The sequence below is a fragment of the Nocardioides ferulae genome (genome assembly GCF_003660455.1).
Lineage (GTDB): Bacteria > Actinomycetota > Actinomycetes > Propionibacteriales > Nocardioidaceae > Nocardioides > Nocardioides ferulae.
This window is the reverse complement of the sequence record NZ_QZVR01000007.1, coordinates 25380-42652: the sequence shown is the minus strand read 5'-3', so window position 1 is coordinate 42652 and position 17273 is coordinate 25380. Positions and strand designations below refer to the sequence as shown.

General features: G+C 73.4%; 13 protein-coding genes and 1 tRNA gene. 6 read left to right on the top strand and 8 right to left on the bottom strand.

Features of this window, described 5'->3' with window-relative positions; genetic code table 11:
• Positions 1 to 26 precede the first annotated feature (26 nt).
• A complete protein-coding gene (locus D6B71_RS10275; RefSeq protein ID WP_121254690.1) occupies positions 27 to 1619 on the bottom strand; it encodes a phytoene desaturase family protein in 1593 nt (530 codons plus the stop codon).
• Positions 1620 to 1791: 172 nt separating this feature from the next.
• On the opposite strand from D6B71_RS10275, the gene D6B71_RS10270 reads away from it, so the two are divergent.
• The 3 genes from D6B71_RS10270 to D6B71_RS10260 are packed head-to-tail and all read left to right on the top strand — an operon-like array spanning position 1792 to position 6583.
• The gene (locus D6B71_RS10270; RefSeq protein ID WP_164519611.1) at positions 1792 to 3906 is read left to right on the top strand and encodes a PAS domain-containing sensor histidine kinase; all 2115 of its coding nucleotides are present in this window, start codon (positions 1792 to 1794) and stop codon (positions 3904 to 3906) included.
• Between the two features lie 11 nt (positions 3907 to 3917).
• The gene (locus tag D6B71_RS10265; RefSeq protein ID WP_121254686.1) at positions 3918 to 6035 is read left to right on the top strand and encodes a penicillin acylase family protein; all 2118 of its coding nucleotides are present in this window, start codon (positions 3918 to 3920) and stop codon (positions 6033 to 6035) included.
• Positions 6032 to 6583, top strand: coding sequence for a GNAT family N-acetyltransferase (locus tag D6B71_RS10260; RefSeq protein ID WP_121254684.1), 552 nt, complete (start codon positions 6032 to 6034; stop codon positions 6581 to 6583). Before D6B71_RS10265 ends, D6B71_RS10260 begins: the two co-directional genes overlap by 4 nt.
• 13 nt (positions 6584 to 6596) lie before the next feature.
• Here D6B71_RS10260 and D6B71_RS10255 read toward each other — a convergent pair whose 3' ends face one another.
• From D6B71_RS10255 to D6B71_RS10245, 4 genes are all read right to left on the bottom strand, one after another.
• Positions 6597 to 7391 (bottom strand): sigma-70 family RNA polymerase sigma factor, encoded by a 795-nt coding sequence (locus D6B71_RS10255; RefSeq protein WP_121254682.1) that lies wholly within the window; start codon positions 7389 to 7391, stop codon positions 6597 to 6599.
• A gap of 202 nt (positions 7392 to 7593) precedes the next feature.
• Positions 7594 to 7797 carry a YgaP family membrane protein gene (locus tag D6B71_RS10250; protein WP_121254680.1) on the bottom strand — a complete coding sequence of 68 codons (204 nt, stop codon included), beginning with the start codon at positions 7795 to 7797 and terminating at the stop codon, positions 7594 to 7596.
• A gap of 21 nt (positions 7798 to 7818) precedes the next feature.
• Complete coding sequence (locus tag D6B71_RS22725; RefSeq protein ID WP_164519610.1) at positions 7819 to 7980, bottom strand: hypothetical protein; 162 nt, start codon at positions 7978 to 7980, stop codon at positions 7819 to 7821.
• A gap of 124 nt (positions 7981 to 8104) precedes the next feature.
• A complete protein-coding gene (locus D6B71_RS10245) occupies positions 8105 to 10276 on the bottom strand; it encodes an MMPL family transporter (protein WP_121254678.1) in 2172 nt (723 codons plus the stop codon).
• A gap of 210 nt (positions 10277 to 10486) precedes the next feature.
• Here D6B71_RS10245 and D6B71_RS10240 point away from each other — a divergent pair, with 210 nt between their 5' ends.
• A complete protein-coding gene (locus tag D6B71_RS10240; RefSeq protein ID WP_121254676.1) occupies positions 10487 to 12262 on the top strand; it encodes a peptidoglycan recognition protein family protein in 1776 nt (591 codons plus the stop codon).
• On the opposite strand, the gene D6B71_RS10235 is transcribed toward D6B71_RS10240, so the two are convergent.
• On the bottom strand, positions 12255 to 13841 hold the full coding sequence (locus tag D6B71_RS10235) for an AMP-binding protein (RefSeq protein WP_121254674.1): 1587 nt from the start codon (positions 13839 to 13841) through the stop codon (positions 12255 to 12257). The genes D6B71_RS10240 and D6B71_RS10235 overlap by 8 nt on opposite strands.
• Positions 13842 to 14164: 323 nt before the next feature.
• Here D6B71_RS10235 and D6B71_RS10230 point away from each other — a divergent pair, with 323 nt between their 5' ends.
• Positions 14165 to 14974: an IclR family transcriptional regulator gene (locus D6B71_RS10230; RefSeq protein WP_121254673.1), complete on the top strand. Its 810-nt coding sequence runs from the start codon at positions 14165 to 14167 to the stop codon at positions 14972 to 14974.
• Positions 14975 to 15127: 153 nt separating this feature from the next.
• Positions 15128 to 15736 (top strand): TetR/AcrR family transcriptional regulator, encoded by a 609-nt coding sequence (locus tag D6B71_RS10225; protein ID WP_121254671.1) that lies wholly within the window; start codon positions 15128 to 15130, stop codon positions 15734 to 15736.
• Positions 15737 to 15819: 83 nt separating this feature from the next.
• Here D6B71_RS10225 and D6B71_RS10220 read toward each other — a convergent pair whose 3' ends face one another.
• Entirely contained in the window at positions 15820 to 17019 is a 1200-nt protein-coding gene (locus D6B71_RS10220; protein ID WP_121254669.1) for a hypothetical protein, read from the bottom strand.
• 155 nt (positions 17020 to 17174) lie between these two features.
• A tRNA-His gene (locus tag D6B71_RS10215) sits at positions 17175 to 17250 on the bottom strand.
• Positions 17251 to 17273: the final 23 nt, after the last annotated feature.

Below are 17273 nucleotides of genomic sequence, written 5' to 3'. Positions count from 1 at the left end.
GCGCTGGGGCTCGGCCACCGGCGCCGTCACAGCGAGGCGAGCACCGCCTGCGCGGCGTTGTGTCCGCCCAGACCGGAGACGGCGCCACCCCGGCGGGCGCCGGAGCCGCACAGCAGCACCGACGGCACGTGGGTCTGCACGCCCCATTGCTGGGCGGGGGTCTCGAGCCGGCTGCGGTTGGGCGCCCACGGCCAGTCGAGATCGCCGTGGAAGATGTGCCCGCCCGGCATCGCCAGGTCTGCCTCCACATCCTGGGGCGTCTTCGCCTCCAGGCACGGGTTCCCGTGGGAGTCGCGGGCCAGGCACGACTCGAGCGGCTCCTCGAGGTGCTCGTTGAGCGCGGCGATGGCCCGCGAGACCGCGAGTGCCTTGCTGCCCGCCGGGTCGGACTCGAACAACGCAGCCGGGGTATGCAGCCCGAAGTAGGTCAGCGTGTGGGTGCCGGGGGACTCCGAGCCCAGGATGCTCGGGTCGCTCAGCGAGTGGCAGTAGACCTCGCCGGGCAGCACCGAGGGCACCTGCCCGGCGGCCGCCTCGGCGTAGGCGGTCTCGAGCCGGGAGTACTCCTCGGCCAGGTGCAGGGTGCCGGCGAAGGCCACCGCCGGGTCGACCCCGGAGCGCAGCCGCGGCAGCCGGTCGAGCAGGAAGTTGATCTTCAGCTGGGATCCGGCCGGCTTGGTCTCCGGCTCCTCGGGCTCGCCGAGCAGGATGCCGAGCACCCAGGGGGCGACGTTGGCGAGCACGAACCGCCCCCGCACCGTGTGTGCGGCGTCGCCGTCGTGCCAGGTGACCTCGGCTCCGTCGCCGCTGTCGCGGATCGCACTCACCCCGGCCGAGGTGCGGATCTCGGCCCCTGCCGCGGTGGCCGCGCGGGCCAGCGCGTCGGTGACCGCGCCCATGCCGCCCACCGGCACCCGCCACTCACCGGTTCCGTTGCCGACCAGGTGATAGAGGAAGCACCGGTTCTGGGCCAGTGACGGCTCGTGCAGCGAGGCGAACGTGCCGATCAGTGCGTCGGTCGCCACCACACCGCGCACCAGGTCGTCGCGGAAGCGCCGCTCGACCGCCTCGCCCAGCGGACGCTCCACCAGGTCGCGCCACAGCTCGGCGTCGACCTTCGCGCGCAGGTCGCGCTCCAGCGGCAGCGGCTCCATCAGCGTGGGCGCCACCACCTGGGCCAGCTCGCCGACGTCGGCGTAGAACCGCTGCCACGCGGCGTACTCCTCGTCGCCGCCGGTGAGTGCCCGGAACGACGCGCGGGTGGCCTCGCCCTCGGGGCGCTCGACCAGCAGGCCGCCGGCGACGCCGTCGCGCAGGTACGGCGTGTAGGAGGCCGTGGTGCGCGAGGTCAGCCGGACGTCGAGCTCCAGCTCCTCGACGAGGCGCTGCGGCATCAGCGAGACCAGGTAGGAGTAGCGGGAGAGACGGGTGTCGTGGCCCGCGAACGCCGGCGCCGACACCGCCGCCCCGCCGACCCGGTCCAGCCGCTCGAGGACCGCCACCGACAGTCCCGCCCGGGCCAGGTAGGCCGCGGCGGTCAGGCCGTTGTGCCCGGCCCCGACCACCACCACGTCGTACTCACCGCGCGTCAGCTGACCCTGGTGCGTGCTCGTGCTCATCCGGTCAACCTAGGCCATCGACCCAGCCGCCCCGGTGCTCCACCCATAGCAGCAGGGTCGCGGGCGGGTCCGGCTAATGCCACGCCGGGGGTGTGCCGATGGGGTCTCCATGAGGCATGGCTCCGCCTCCCTGAGAGACCGAGCCCGTGCGCCGGGAACTCGGGCGGTGGCGGTGGGCGCGCTGCTCGCGGGGATCACCCTGATCGCGGTCGCGGGCGGTCAGACCGCGCCCGAACGCGGCCAGGGGCTCGGGGCGTGGCCCATGGGCCTGGCCTCCTCGATGCTCGTCCTGTGTGGGAGACGGTGGGCTCTGGCGCTGCTGCCGCTGGTCCTCACGGTCGCGGTCAGCACCATCGACGTCTACCGGCCCTTCGAGGTGGCACTCGGCTACGGGTTGAGCATCACCGCCGAGACCGCGCTCGTCTGGTGGATCCTGACCCGCGGACGGGACGAGCGGCCGACGCTGCAGGAGAACCGCGACCTGCACACGCTGCTCGGCGTCGCGGTCGGTGGAGCGGGGCTGGGCGCCGCGGGCGGGATGGCGACCTCGGCGCTCACCGGCTTCGGCAGTCCGGCGCTGGTGGGCATCTCGATGCTCACCGCGCACGCGGCCTCCCAGTTGGTCCTGCTGCCGCTGGTGGTGCTGCTCGCCGAGCACGAGCCGCTGGCCGGACGCGCCGAGCAGGTCGCGCAGTGGGCGGTGGTCGCGGTGGCGACGCCCCTGGCGTTCTGGTCCGCCGAGGTGCCCTCGTTGGTGTTCGCGGTGATCCCGCTGCTCACCTGGGGAGCCCTGCGGGCCAGCCCACGCGTGGCCATGGGCCAGATGGTGCTCATGATCATGCTCGGGGTGACGATGACCGTCACCGGCCGCGGCCCCTTCGCCGCTGCCCCCGAGGTCTTCGAGCTGCCGGTGGAGGCGCGCGGCATCCTGCTCGCCGTGTTCGCGATGACCTGCGCGCTGATGGTGGTGCCGATGGTGGTCTCCGTCGGACTGCAGGAGCTCACCTCCCGCGCCGTGGCGGGGGAGCGCGACAAGGTGCGGCGCATCGTCGACGGCGCGACCGGCGTCGCGATCGTCGTCACCGACGAGCGCGGCCTGGTCACCACGTTCAACCCCGGAGCGGAGCGGCTGCTGGGCTGGCGGGCCGACGAGGTGCTCGGCGGACCGACCACGCACTTCCACACCGAGCGGCAGCTCGAGGAGAAGGCCAGGGAGCTGGGCATCCCGTGGCGCGGGCAGCCGAGCGTGGTCGAACTCGTGCACCGGCTCACCGAGGCCGACGCCGGCGACACCCTGCTCGGCTTCCTCCGCAAGGACGGCGCCGAGCGGATGCACACGGTGACGGTGCGCAAGCTCCACGACGACCACGGGGCGGTCGTCGGCTACCTGTCCACCTCCGAGGACGTCACCGAGCAGATGGCCACCCAGCGGGCCCTCGAGGAGGCGCTGGCGGTGGAGCGGAACGCGGTCGAGCGGCTGCGCGAGGTCGACGCCGTCAAGGACGCCTTCGTCTCCAGCGTCAGCCACGAGCTGCGGACGCCACTGACCAGCATCCACGGCTACCTGGAGATGCTCGAGGACGGTGCCTTCGGCGAGCTCACCGCGGCGCAGAGCCAGGCGGTGCGCAAGGTCGCGGCCAACGGGACCCGGCTGATGTCGCTCATCGACGACCTGCTCACGCTCTCGCGCCTGCAGGAGAACGGTCTCGGGATCGCCGCCGACCGGCTCGACCTGGCCGAGGCGGTGCGCACCGGCTGGGCCGTGGTGGCCCCGGCCTGGGCCGACCGTGACCTGAGCCTGCGACTGCGGCTTCCCCTCGCGCCGGTGCCCTTCGACGGGGACCGCGACATGCTGGAGCGGGTGGTGGTCAACCTGCTCGGCAACGCCGTCAAGTTCACCCCCGACGGCGGCTCGGTGAGCGTCGAGCTCGACGTCGAGCCCGAGACGGCCACGCTGACCGTCCGCGACACCGGCATCGGCATCCCCGCCGAGGAGCAGTCGCAGCTGTTCACCCGCTTCTTCCGGTCCAGTCTCGCCCAGAAGGGCGCGATCCCGGGCAGTGGGCTGGGGCTGTCGATCGCGGCCGCGATCGTGGAGCAGCACGGAGGGTCCGTCGACGTCCGCTCCGCCGAGGCTGCCGGCACCACCTTCATGGTGCGGCTGCCGCTGCGCGGCGTCGCGACCGCCGACCCGACCGCCCGCTCGGGGGACGCGGCGGCGGACCCCGCGACGGCCGGATCGTCCGCGGAGGAGGCGACCCCCGAGCGGGACTGGGCGCTAGGTTAGGGTCCCCTCACATGGCCCGGATCTACCGCGACGCCTGGGGCGTCCCCCACGTGCGCGGCCGCGATCTCCTCGACGTCGCCCGCGGCCAGGGGCGGGTCACGGCGCGTGACCGCACCTGGCAGCTGGAGCACCTGCGCCGCCGGGCGACCGGCACCACCGCCGAGCTGTTCGGACCCGCCGCGCTCGGTTGGGACCGACTGGCCCGGCGTGCCGGACTGGTCGGCATCGCACACCGCGCCCACGCCTGCCTCGACGACGAGAGCCGGGCGTTCGTCGCGGCGTACGCCGAGGGGGTCGGGGCCGGGCTCGCAGAGTCCGCGGTGCCGCCCGAGCTGGTCGCGCTCGACGCGGCTCCCCAGCCCTGGGAGCCGTGGACGCCGCTGGCGGTCTTCCTCGCCCAGCACCTGCTCTTCGGCGCCTTCCCCGGCAAGCTGTGGCGGCACCGGGCGCGGGCCGTGCTCGGGCAGGACGCGGACCTGCTCTCCCACGAGTGGCCCTCGGCCGCCGGCAGCAACGCGTGGGCCGTGGCGGGTGGCCGGACGGCCACCGGGCTGCCCCTGGTCGCCGGCGACCCGCACCGGGTCATCGAGCAGCCCGGCGTCTACCTGCAGGTGCGGCTGGCCAGCGAGGACCCCGGCGACACCTTCGACGTGACCGGCTTCGCCCTCGCCGGCGTGCCCGGCGTGCAGCACTTCGCGCACGCCGTGACCGGAACGGGCGCGTCCCAGGGCTCCGTCGCCTGGGCGATCACCAACGCGATGGCCGACTACCAGGACGTGTACGCCGAGTCCTTGCGCCGCTGCGGCGGGTCCGGGGGAGGCGTCGAGGCGCTGGGACCCGAGGGCTGGGAGCCGGCGGAGGTGCGCCTCGAGCAGGTGCCCGTGCGCGGTGCCTCCCCGGAGCCGCTCGAGATCGTCACCACCGCCCGGGGTCCGGTGTTCCAGGGCGGCCCCGACGAGGGCGGTGGTCTCAGCCTCCGCACCGCCTCCGACGTGCTGGGCGACCTCGGCTTCGCCGCGCTGGTGCCGCTGCTGCGGGCGCGCAGCGTCGACGACGTCGACGCCGCGCTCGACCGTTGGGTCGAGCCGGTCAACAACGTGCTGCTGGCCGACTCGGGTGGGGCGGTCCGCTACCGGCTGGCCGGCCGGGTGCCGGTGCGTGCCGAGGCGAACCGGCAGGGCGTCGTCCGCGCGGAGGACCCCGCGTCGGCATGGTCGGGCTGGCTGCAGCCGCTGCCCCGCACCGAGGTGCCCGCCGACGGTCAGGTGGTGACGGCCAACGAGCGCCGGGGAGCCGAGAGCGACGCCGTCGGCGCGGTCTTCGCCGCGCCCTGGCGGGCCCGGCGCCTGCACCAGCTCCTCGAGGGGCGCACCGGGCTGACCGCGGCCGACTTCGAGGCCTTCCACAACGACACGCTGCTGCTGCCGGTGCCGGGGATCCAGCAGTACGTGCGCACCCTGCGGCCCGGGGCCGGAGGCACCGAGGTGCAGCGAGCGGTGCTGGCCTGGGACGGCCGGATGGAGGCGGCCTCGATCGGGGCCGCGGCCTTCGCCGCCTGGCGCTCGGCCCTGGTCAGCAGGATCGCGGCGGAGCCGGTGCTCGCGCCCCTGGCCGAGCCGGACCCCGCCTCCGGACACGATCCGCTCTTCGCGCCGTGGCTCGACCTGACCGGCCGCGTCGCGCTCGCCCTGCCGCGGCTGCTGGCGGCCGGCGAGCCGTTCGGCATCGACCTGACCCGGCTGGCGACGCTCGCCCTCGACGATGCCGCCGGGCATCCGGCCACCTGGGGCGAGACCCACGTGGCCACGCCCGTGCACGTCTTCGAGGTGCTCGGCGGCGGCCTGGGCCTGAGACCGCCGGACCTGCCGCGGCTGCCGGTGTCGGGCGACGGAGAGTGCGTGCGCTGCACCGGATCGCTGCCGGGGCAGAGCGACGAGTGCTTCCGGGGCTCCGTCGCCCGCTACGTCTGGGACCTCGCCGACCGGCAGTCCGGTGGCTGGGTCGTGCCGACGGGCGCGAGCGGTGACCCGGGGAGCCCGCACCACGCCGACCAGGCGGCCACCTGGGCCGAAGGCGAGCTGATCGAGCTGGTCACCGACTGGGACCGGCTCACCGAGGAGGAGCGGTGAGCAGGCAGACGCACCAGTTCGACGGCAGCCCGCTGTGGCTCGACCCGGTCGTCCCCGACCGCGACGCCGACCTGCTGCACCACTGGGTGGCGCAGGAGCGGGCCCGGTTCTGGATGATGCAGGAGCACAGCCGCGACGAGGTGCACGCCGTCTACACCTGGATCGACGAGCAGCCCACCCACCACGCCTGGCTGGTGCGCCTCGGCGAGGAGCCGGTGGCGCTGCTGCAGGACTACCAGCCCACCGCCGAGGAGGTCGGTGAGCACTACGAGGTGCTCCCCGGCGACCTCGGACTGCACTTCATGCTCGCACCGGCCGACACCCCCCGGCACGGCCTGACCGCGGCGGTGTTCCGGTTCGTGCTCGCCACCGCTTTCGCCGACCCTGCCGTGCAGCGCCTCGTGGTCGAGCCCGACGCGCGCAACGACAAGGCCGTCGCGCTGGTGCGCCGGATCGGCATGCGATTGGGACCGGTGGTGCCGCTCTCGGCGAAGCCTGCGCAGTTGGCCTTCCTGACCCGCGCGGCGTACACCGCGGCGTACGGGTGAGGCCCGCGGGGGATCAGCCGATCTCGTCACGCAGCCGGGTGAGGATGCGCGAGAGCAGGCGCGAGACCTGCATCTGGGTGACCCCGAGCTCGCGGCCGATCTCCTCCTGGGTGCGGTCCTCGAAGAACCGCAGGTAGAGGATCCGCCGGTCGCGCGCGCTGAGCCGGCGTACGACGGGGGCGAGCGTCACGCGCGCCTCGCTCGCGCCGAGACCGCTGTCACCGTCCTCGGGCAGCAGTTCGGCGACGGTGGTGACGGCCCCGCGGGAGACCGGCTGGTCCAGCGAGGCTGGGGTGAAGCAGCCGAACGCCTCCAGCGCCTCGGCGTAGTCGTCGGCGCTGACGCCCAGCTCGGCGACGACCTCGGCGGGGGTGGGCTCCCGCCCGTGCTCCTGGGAGAGCCCCTCGACGGCCTGGCCGGCTCGCCACTGGAGCTCCTGGATGCGCCGGGGCGGGCGGATGGTCCAACCCTGGTCGCGGAAGTAGCGCTGGAGCTCCCCGCGGATGGTGGGGACGGCGTAGCTCAGCAGGTCGTTGCGCAGGCCGGCGTCGAACCGGAGCACGGCCTTGGTCAGCCCTTCGTAGGCGACCTGGTTCAGGTCGTCCTGCGACAACCCCCGACTGCGGTAGCGGGCGGCGACGGCCTCGGCGACGCCCCGGTTGGCGACGACCACCTGCTCGAGCAGGTCGCGGCGACGGTCGGCGTCGGTGCAGTCGGCCGCCTCACGCAGCAGGCGGTCGGTCAGCTCGGAGCGATGCTGGCGGGTGCGGGGCCGCTGGGTCTCGGGGGCGCTGGTCGGGTGGGTCATGGGCGTCCTCCCATCTCCAGGCGATGGATCCGCCGGGTGCTGCCATGGCGGTGTGAAGCTCTCCCGGACTGGTGACGTTACCCACATCTCGGCGATGCGCAAGGGCAGGGCGGAGCGCCGACAGGGAGCGGCGCCGCGGAGAGATCCGCGGCGCCGCTCCCTGTCCGGACGCCGTTCTCCGGCCGCTCGGCCGGGTGGTCGATCAGCGGAACGCGCAGCCGCTGGTCAGCCCGAACCGCCGGAAGACCAGGGCGGCCGGGCAGAAGCCGGTGATGCTGGACTGCAGCAGGTTCAGCCCGACGAAGGCGGTCAGCAGGAGCCACCAGGTCGAGACGGTGACGGCGAGCAGCACGCTGACCAGGATGAAGACGCCCGCCATGGCGAACACCGCACGGTCGAGGTTCATCTCTCTCCTCCTCGCGCCGGCTCAGCGCCCGAAGAGGCGCTTGAGCATGCCCCCGGACTGCTGGTCGGGGTGGCCTTCGCAGCGCTGGGCCTTCGGCACGCCGGCCATTATCTGCTGGACGTGCATGCCGCAGCCGGCCCAGGAGGTCTTGCCGCAGGTACGGCAGGTGGTGGGACGACACATGGTGGTTCTCCTTCTCGATGGAAGCTCGGATGGACTCGATGGAGGCTCGGGTTGATGCTCGGATGAGAGCCGGTGGGGCGGGGGAGGGGCGGGCCGGTGGAGGCCGGCCCGCCCTCCCGCGGGGTCAGCCGTGCGAGAACGTGATGTTCGGCAGCACCTTGCGCAGCCAGGCGGGGCTCCACCAGGCGGCCTTGCCGGTGAGCCGGAGCAGCACGGGCAGCAGCACCAGGCGCACCAGGAACGCGTCGAGCAGCACGGCCACGCCGAGCACGATGCCCATCTCCTTGGGCGGCAGCGGGCCCGACAGGGCGAAGGTGAAGAACACCGCGACCATGACCGCGCCGGCGGCGAAGATCACCCGGCCGGAGTGCGCGACGGAGCCGACCATGGCCTCCTGCGGGTCGTGGGACTTCTCGTAGTGCTCCTTGGCCGAGGCGAGCAGGAACACGGTGTAGTCCATCGCGATCGCGAAGATCATCGCGAAGAAGAACACCGGCGCCCAGGCGTCGAGGAAGCCCTGGCTCTCGAACCCGAAGAAGTCGGCGCCCCAGCCCTCCTGGAAGATCAGTCGGGCCACACCGAACGCCGCCGCGGTGGACAGCAGGCTGACCAGCGTTCCCAGCAGCGAGATCAGTGGCGCCTGCAGGGCGACGAGCAGCAGCAGGAAGCCGAGCACCATCACCACCGCGATCACCAGCGGGGTCGACTCGTCGAGCTGGGTCTTCAGGTCCAGGTTCTCGACCGCGGCTCCGCCGACCAGGGCCGAGTCGGGAAGGTCAGCGCGCAGGCGGTCGACCGTCTCGCCCAGCGTCGGGTCGGAGGGGTCCACCGTTGGCACGGCCTGGATCAGCACCAGCCCGCTGTCGTCCGCGGCCGGCATGGGGGGCATGGCTCCGGCGATGCCGGGATCGTCGGCGAGGGCGGCACCGGTGGCGTCGGCCTCCTCGGCGTCGGCGACCACCTGGAGCGTGCCCGGGGCGCCTTCGCCGAACTGTTCCTGGACGATGTCGTAGCCGACGCGGGCGGAGGCGTCCTCGGGCAGCACCTTGATCGACGGCATGGCGGTCTTGAGGCCGAAGATCGGGGCGGCCAGGGCCACGAGCACGATCAGCGAGCCGAGGCCCCAGACCAGCGGGCGCTTCCACAGCCGCTCGCCCCAGGCAGCGAACTTCGGCGAGCGGTGCTCACCGGTGTGCACCCACTTCAGGGCGAACTTGTTGATCCGGTGGTCGAGCTTGAACAGCACCAGTGGCAGCAGGGTGAGCGTGGCGCCGAGCACGAAGATCACCGAGAGCATGATCCCGCCCGCCATCGAGCGGAACGAGGGCGAGGGCACCAGCATCACCGCGGAGAGCGACACGAGCACGGTCAGGCCGGAGAGCAGCACGGCCTTGCCGGCGGTGTCCATGGTCTCGGCGATCGCCTGCTGCTTGGACTCGTGCCAGCCCATCCGGGCGGCCCGGTAGCGGACCACGATGAACAGGGCGTAGTCGATGCCGAGGGCCAACGCGAACATCATCGCGAAGTTCATCGCCCAGATCGAGACCGGCACCAGCTCGTTGATCAGCACCAGCGACCCTGCCGACGCGACCAGCCCCGCCAGGGTCAGGATCAGCGGCAGGCCCGCCGCGACCAGGGCACCGAACGCGAGCACCAGGATGCCCAGCGTCACCGGCCAGGAGACCATTTCGGACTTGAGCATCGCCTCGAGGTTCGCCTCGTTGAAGTCCGACCAGAGCAGCGAGGAGCCCGTGGGGTTCACCTCGACCCCGTCGATCGAGAGGTCCTGCAGGTCCTCCTTCAGGTCGGTCGCGACCCGCACCATCTCGTTGGTGTCGGCGCCGGCGCCCGCCAGCACGATCGCGGTGCTGCCGTCGGCCGAGAGCGTGGCTCCGGGCTGCGGGGCCAGCACGTCGGCGATCCGCGGCTCGGCCTCCAGCATCCGGGTGACCTCGGCGAGCACCTGCTTGCCCTCACCCTCGGTGACCGGGCCGTCGGTGGACTGCACGACCACCTGGATCGCCGAGCTGGCGTTGCCGCCGAAGTGCTCGCGGGCCAGCTCGCGGGCCTCCACGGACTCCGAGCTGTTCGCCTGCCAGCCCGCGCCGGAGAGGTTGTGCTCGACCTTCGGCGCGAAGATGCCGAGGCCGACGATGAGCAGCACCCAGACCAGGGAGACCAGTCGGGCGTGGTCGGTGACCCAGACGCCGAGGCGTCCGAGCGGGCCGGGTCGGAAGCCCGGGTCGAACTCCGGAGGTGGTGCGGTGGCGTGGCGGCGGGTGGCCGTCGGCGTCATGGCGTTGCGTCTCCCATCGACGTCAGCATGTTCTGGTAACCCCCCGAGGGGATCGGACGGAACCGTAACATGAACCCCCCGGGGGGTTATTCCGACAGGGTGCGGAGTGGACCAGTCAGGCGTCGGCGGGGTGCCCGCGGGCGCGGATGAAGGAGTGACGCGCGGCCCCGGATGTGACAGGCGGGACCGGTGTGACGTCACAATGGAGCGATGACGTCCGCTCCACGCCCTGACGACGACGCGGCCCTGCTGCGCCGCGCGCGGCGGCGTCCCCTGCTGCTGGCCGCCTCCTCCGGGGCCGCGGCCGTGGCCGGGCTCGGTGTCGCCGCGCGCCTGGGGGTCGGCGCCGACGACCAGCCAGGTGGCCACGACCCCCAGGGGGTGCTGCAGCTCAGTGGCGGCGGCGAGATGGGCGTCGCGTCGCTGACCCTGCCGCTGGACGACGCGGTGCTCGAGCAGGTCCGGCCCGGGCTGTGGCAGAGCGGCCGGCTGCCGACGAGCACGCACTCGATGGTGGCCTTCACCTGGGACGCCGGCGGCGCCGAGCCCCGGCTCGAGACCAGCTCCCGCATCGGCGGGGCGTGGCGGTCCTGGCAAGCGGTCCCCCGCGCCCACGAGGCCCCCGAGGCCGCCTCCGGCGAGGGCGCGACCACGGTCGGCACCGACCTCTCCTGGGTCGGCGCGGCCGACGGCGTCCGGGTCCGGGTCCGCGGCTCCCGCCCGCCGGGGCTCTCCCTCGTCCTGCTCCATCCTCGGCCGCTGCCGGGCGACGACGCGGAGACCCCGAGCGCACCCGCTGCGCGTCAGCGTGCCGGCGACCCCGAGGAGGGCGTCCCGGCGCCCACCCTGCGCACCCGCAAGGACTGGGGCGCCAACGAGTCCTGGCGCGACAAGCCGACCTTCGAGCGGACCATCCGGCAGGTGCACGTGCACCACACCGTCAACAGCAACGACTACAGCCGCCGCGACGTGCCCGCACTGATCCGCGGCATGTACGCCTACCACACCCAGTCGCTGGGCTGGTCCGACCTCGGCTACAACTTCCTGGTCGACCGGTTCGGGCGGGTCTGGGTGGGCCGGGCCGGCGGACCGCACCGGGCGGTCCGCGGGGCGCACACGCTCGGCTTCAACTCCGACTCGACCGGTGTCTCGGTGATCGGCAACTTCGAGCAGGTCGTCCCGAACAAGGCGATCCTCGCCGCGGTCGCCGACGTGGCGGCCTGGAAGCTGGACAAGTACGGCCGCAAGGCCCGCGGCCGGGTCGCGGTCGTCAGCGAGGGCAGCGACCGGTTCCGGTCCGGCCGGCGGGTCAAGCTCCCGGTGATCGACGGGCACCGCGACACCAATGAGACCGCCTGCCCCGGCCGCCACCTCTACGACGCCCTGCCGAAGATCCGCCGGCGCGCCGCCCGGCGGATCGAGCGCGGCCGGCAGCCGGCGGCGAGCATCGCCAAGCCGTTCGCGGGCAGCGGCACCGCGGTCGAGGGCTCGAAGCTGCGGGTCGACGCCGGACGCTGGGAGCCGGCCGACGCGCGCCCCCGCTACGCCTGGCTTCGCGACGGCAAGGAGATCGCCGGCGCGACCTCCGCGGCGTACCTGCTCCAGCCGGCCGACGTGGGTGCCCGCCTCGCCGTGCGGGTCGAGGTCGCGCCGGAGGGTCACCTGCCGGCCCGGCAGACCGTCACCTTCCCCGAGCGGGTCCGGGCCCGCACGGTGCTCCGGGTGCGCGCCACCGGTCGCCGCGGCAAGGCCACGGTGGTCGTCGACGGCGACGCCGCCGGGCTGCCCGGCGGCCACCTGACCGGCGCCGTCGAGATCTCGCTCGGCGGCCGCAGCCGCACCGTCCAGCTGGCCGACGGCCGGGCCCGCGCCGTGTTCAAGCGCCTCGAGCCCGGGTCCTACCTCGCCCGGGCCGTCTTCGCCGGCAGCGACGTGGCCGTGCCCGGCAGCGCCGACGACGTGGCGAGAGTGCGGCGGGTCAGGTAGCCCGCCGCCGATAGCGGTAGGACCGCCCCTCCCGCACCAGCACGTCGTCGGCGTCCACGCTGAGGTCGATCCGCCGCTTGACGACCTTGCTGGTGGCGGTGCGCGGCAGGTCCGCCACCACGCGCAGGTAGCGCGGCACCCACTTGGTGCCGAGGTCCGGCTGCTCGGCGAGGAACCGGGCGAAGGCGTCGGCGTCGAAGGCAGCGCCCGGGGCGAGCTCGGCGACGGCGAGCACCTGGTCGCCGACCTCGTCGGGGACGCCCAGCACGGCCACCCCGGAGAACGCCGGGAACCGGGCGAGGAGCCGCTCGACGGGTGCGGTCGCGATGTTCTCGCCGTCCACCCGCAGCCAGTCACCGGAGCGGCCGGCGAAGTAGAAGAAGCCGTCGGCGTCCCGGTAGGCCAGGTCACCCGACCACACCCAGCCGTGCCGCAGCCGCCGGGCCCCCGCCTCCGGGTTGTTCCAGTAGCCCTCGAACAGGCCGGCGCCGGTCTGGTTGACGATCTCGCCGACCGCCTCGTCGGCGTTGAGCAGTCGGCCGGCGGCGTCGAACCGCGCCGGCGGGCACTCGGCGAGCGTCTCCGGGTCGACCACGACCGTGCCCTCGGGGGCGACGCCGAGCGAGCCCGGAGGGGTGTCCGGGGTGCGCATGATCCGGACCTCGCCCTCGCTGGAGCCGAACGAGTCGACCACCTGGCAGCCGAAGCGGCGGCCGAACTCGGCGATGTCACGCTCGGAGGCCTCGTTGCCGAACGCGATCCGCAGCGGGTTGTCCGCGTCGTCGGGCCGCTCGGGGGTGGCCAGCAGATAGCTGAGCGGCTTGCCGACGTAGTTGAAGAACGTCACGCCGTGCCGGCGCACGTCGGGAAGCCACTGCGAGGCGGAGAACCGGCGCCGCAGCACCAGGGTGCCGCCGGTGCGCACCGCCGGCGCGATGCCGGCCATGATCGCGTTCGAGTGGAACATCGGCATCACCACGTAGAAGACGTCGCGCGAGGTCAGCCGGCGTCGCTCGGCCTGCTGTACGGCGATCCGGCCCATCCGTCGCTGGGTGCAGATCACCGCCTTGGGTGCCGAGGTGGTGCCGCTGGTGAAGACCAGTGAGTACGCCGTGTCCGGGGGCACGGCGTCGACCCGCGCGAGGTCGCGGGGCCGGGCGGCGGCCAGCCGCTCGGCGTACTCCGGCTCGTCGACGAGGAGAGTCCGGTCGTCGGGGACGCCGGTGTCGAGTCCATCGAGAAGGGGACGCCGGCTCTCGTCGGCGACGAGCAGCTGACACTCGGTGAACGTGAGGTCGCGAGCCAGGTCGGGGCCGCGCCGGGTCGGGTTCACGCCGACGACGGTGGCACCGGCCAGAGCGGCGCCCAGCCACCAGAACAGGTGCTCGGCGGTGTTCTCCAGCGCCAGACCGACGTGCCAGGGCCCGTCGAGCCGCAGCCCCTCCATGAGGTCCGCCCGGCGGCGGGACTCCTCGACCACCTCACGCCAGGTCCAGTGCCGCTCCTCGAACCACAGTCCGGGAGCCTCGTCCTCGGCTCGATCGGCCACCAGCCGGCCGAAGGTCGGTTCGCCGGTCACGGTGTCTCGCCGGGGGCCCCGGGCGCCAGCAGGGCGGGCGCCTCGCGGCCGCCGGCGGTCACCGGCCAGGGGCCGTGGTGTCGGGTGGCGATCACGCGGAGGGCACCTCTTCCGGAGTCGGGGAGGGGGTCTGCTGCCTGGTCGGCCGGGCCGCGGTGTCCGAGTCTCGCGGTCCGGTGGTTCGGACGAGACCACCGATCCCGTTCACCGGGGACGGTCGGCCGGGAGAACTGCAACAAGTTCTACTCGATCGCTTCCGCGGCGAGCGGTCGGGGGCTACCGTGAGCAGACACTAGAATTTGTTTCAGTTTTCCGGAGGTCCGATGAGCGTCACCCGCGTCGAGAGCGACGAGCGCCGGCAGCTGCCGCCGTCGATGGTCGAGCGGATGACGCTGATCCTCGACGCGTTCCCTGGGCGGACCGTGCAGCTCACGCTCGAGGACGTCGCCCGGCTCACCCACCTGCCGCGCTCGACCGCGCACCGCATCCTCGACCAGCTGGTGCGACTGAGCTGGTTGGAGCACTCCAGCCTCGGCTACCGCCTCGGCTCGCGCGCGCTCGAGCTGGGCGGGGAGGCCGACGACCTGTCCGCGATCCGCTCGGCAGCCGCGCCACACCTGCACTCGCTGATGATGCGCACCGGCCTCACCGTGCATCTCGCGGTGCTCGAGGGCGGACGCGTCCGCTACCTCGACAAGATCGGTGGCCGGCAGGCCGCCTCGGTGCCGTCGCGAGTCGGCGGCGACGCCCCGGCCCACTGCACCGCCCTCGGCCGGGCGATGCTGGCGTGGCTGGCGGCCGAGGACGTCGACGAGCGGGTCGCGGGCGAGCCCTCGATCCGCACCGGACATCCGGCCGGCGACCTGTCGGCCCTGCACCTCGAGCTGCACCGCGTCCGCGGCCGGGGCGGAGTGGCCGTCGAGCGAGGCGAGTGCTTCGACAACATCGCCTGCGTGGCGGTGGCCGTCCGCGGCCCCGACGGACCGATCGCCGCGATCTCGCTGACCGGCGATGCGAGCACGCCGTTGGAGCGAGTGGCTCCGCTGGTGGTCCACGCCGCCCGTCGCGTGTCCGCCGAGCTGCACCCCGACCCGGGCCCAGCACACGGCGGCCGCGGCCTGCGGTCGGTGTGAGGCGTCGCACTGCCCCTCAGCTCTGTGCCTCAGCACTGTGCCTCAGCCCGGTCCCGCTGACCGGTCGCGGGCCCGGCGACCGTGCGGACGGCGACGCAGGATGGTGGGCAGGATGGTGGGCAGGATGGTGGGCAGTCGACGTCAGGGGGGCCCTTGCCACGCGTAGCCGCGGACCGGCCGGCCGCCGAGCCGGCATCGCCGGAGCAGAAGGAGCGCCACCGGCGGATCCTGCGCACCGCGGCCAGGCACGGCGCCGCCCACGGCTTCGATCGGGTGCAGATGCACGATGTCGCCCGCGACGCCGGGGTCGCCATCGCCACGCTGTATCGGTACTTCCCGTCCAAGGTGCACCTGTTCACCGCATTGATGCGCTCCCGGGTCGAGCAGATGGCCGCGCAGCCGATAGAGCCGGGACCGGGCGCGGCAGCCGCGGACGGCATCGGCCGACTTCTCGTCCGCGCGGGCCGCGACCTGCTCGAGACGCCACTGCTCGCCCAGGCGATGCTGCAGGCCAACAACGCCACGGTCGCCCACTCCCCGGAAGACGGCGTCGGCGCCGCGTTCCGTGAGCTGATGCTGCGGGCGGGAGGCATCGCCGAGCCGACGGCGTACGACCAGCGGCTGCTGCGCCTGCTCGAGCAGGCGTGGTACGGCCTGGTCATCTCCGCGCTCAACCGGCACACCACCGCGGCCGAGCTCGAGGCCGACACCGTGCTGGCCTGCCGGCTGCTGCTGCGTGACCGTGAGGGCGAGACCGACTGAACGAGGCTGCCCGGGTCACTCGCTGCCGCGCGTCGCCCTGACTCAGCTGCCGAGCCGGCCGCGGCCGGCCCGAGTTGGGAGGGTCAGGGGGATCCGTCAGCGACCGGGGGGAGGGCGCTGCGGGCCACCGGGTCGCCGTACGGCAGGACGTACCACTCCTCGGGAGCGCCCAGCCAGTCGACCGGGCGCGGGCCGCCGTTGGTGAAGTCCTGGGACCGGACGGCGATGCGGATCTCGGCAGGTTGGCCCAGGCAGCTGGTGGGCAGCGAGAACCATGCCCGAGACGACCCGTGGGGTGTCATCAGGCCGTCGACCGCACACTGCTCCGGTTCCCATACCTCGTCACGAGACCAGGAGGTGACCCGGGACAGGTACTTTCCACCGCCGGCGTCCACGACGTCCACCCGCCAATCAGGCACGGCGTCCGCATCGACGTCGAGGAAGGTCTCGAACAGGCCGTACTGCCCGGTCGGCTTCACCCGGTGCCGGATCTCCAGGTCGAGGCTGGTCGGGGTGTGCTGGGCGCTCACCTCGAGCAGGTCGGACCACCAGCGGACCGGGTCGGGGCCGTCGGTGAAAGTACCGCTTCCCACCGCGCGCTGCGGTCCGGGCGGGGGCGGGGACGGTGTTCCGGTGCCACGTCGCGTGACCCAGGCAGTGAAGCTGCGGTCTCCGTTGGGCAGGTCGTCGCGGACCCGGGACGGCCACCTGTCGTACTCACTGTCCGAGCCTCCGTCGAAGGCATCGGTGGTGGTGTGCAGGTGAACGCGCGCTCGTGCCGTCGTGATGCACCCCGGCTTCTTGCGGATGGTGATCGTGACGGGGGTGAAGCCGTGCTCCCACCGGGAGTCGGTGCGTACCGTGCGGTCACAGCGGCCCACCCGGGTGTAGTCGGGGCTCCACTTGCGGCGTGCGGCCTTCGAGGTGTCCCGCTTCCATCGGCGCAGGGGCATTACCCAGCCCTCGCTGTAGCGACCGAAGCCGACCTCGAGCTCGGGGCCGGGGCGCTTGGGTGTCGTGTCCAGCCAGAGGGTCTCCGCCCCGCGCCGGTTTCCGGCGCTGCGGGTCGTGTAGGTGACCCGGATCCGCTTCGCGGTGTTGGTGACCCTCACCCGTCGCAGGTCGAGGTAGCCCAGCTCACTCACATCGTCGGGTGCATCGGTGAAGGCCGAGGCTCCCTCGCGGGCCGAGGCTCGGTCCCCTGGCTGAGGCGAGTCCGGTGCCGGTGCGACCAGCAGGGCGAGGGCCAGAGCAGCGGCGGTGGCGGACGCGACTGACAGCATGCTGCGGAGGCTAGGCGGTCGTCCGCCGAGCTGAGAGCGTTTCCCGACAGATCGCTGCCGGCGAGGGCCGCAGAGCCGGCGTCCGGGGTGCTCGGCCCCGAGACTGCTCGGGCCCCTGACCGCGAGGTCAGGGGCCCGATCGTGCTTGTTCAGCGTGGGGTGAGTGACGGGACTTGAACCCGCGGCCACCTGGACCACAACCAGGTGCTCTACCAGCTGAGCTACACCCACCAAGGGCGTCACCGGCGGAGCCG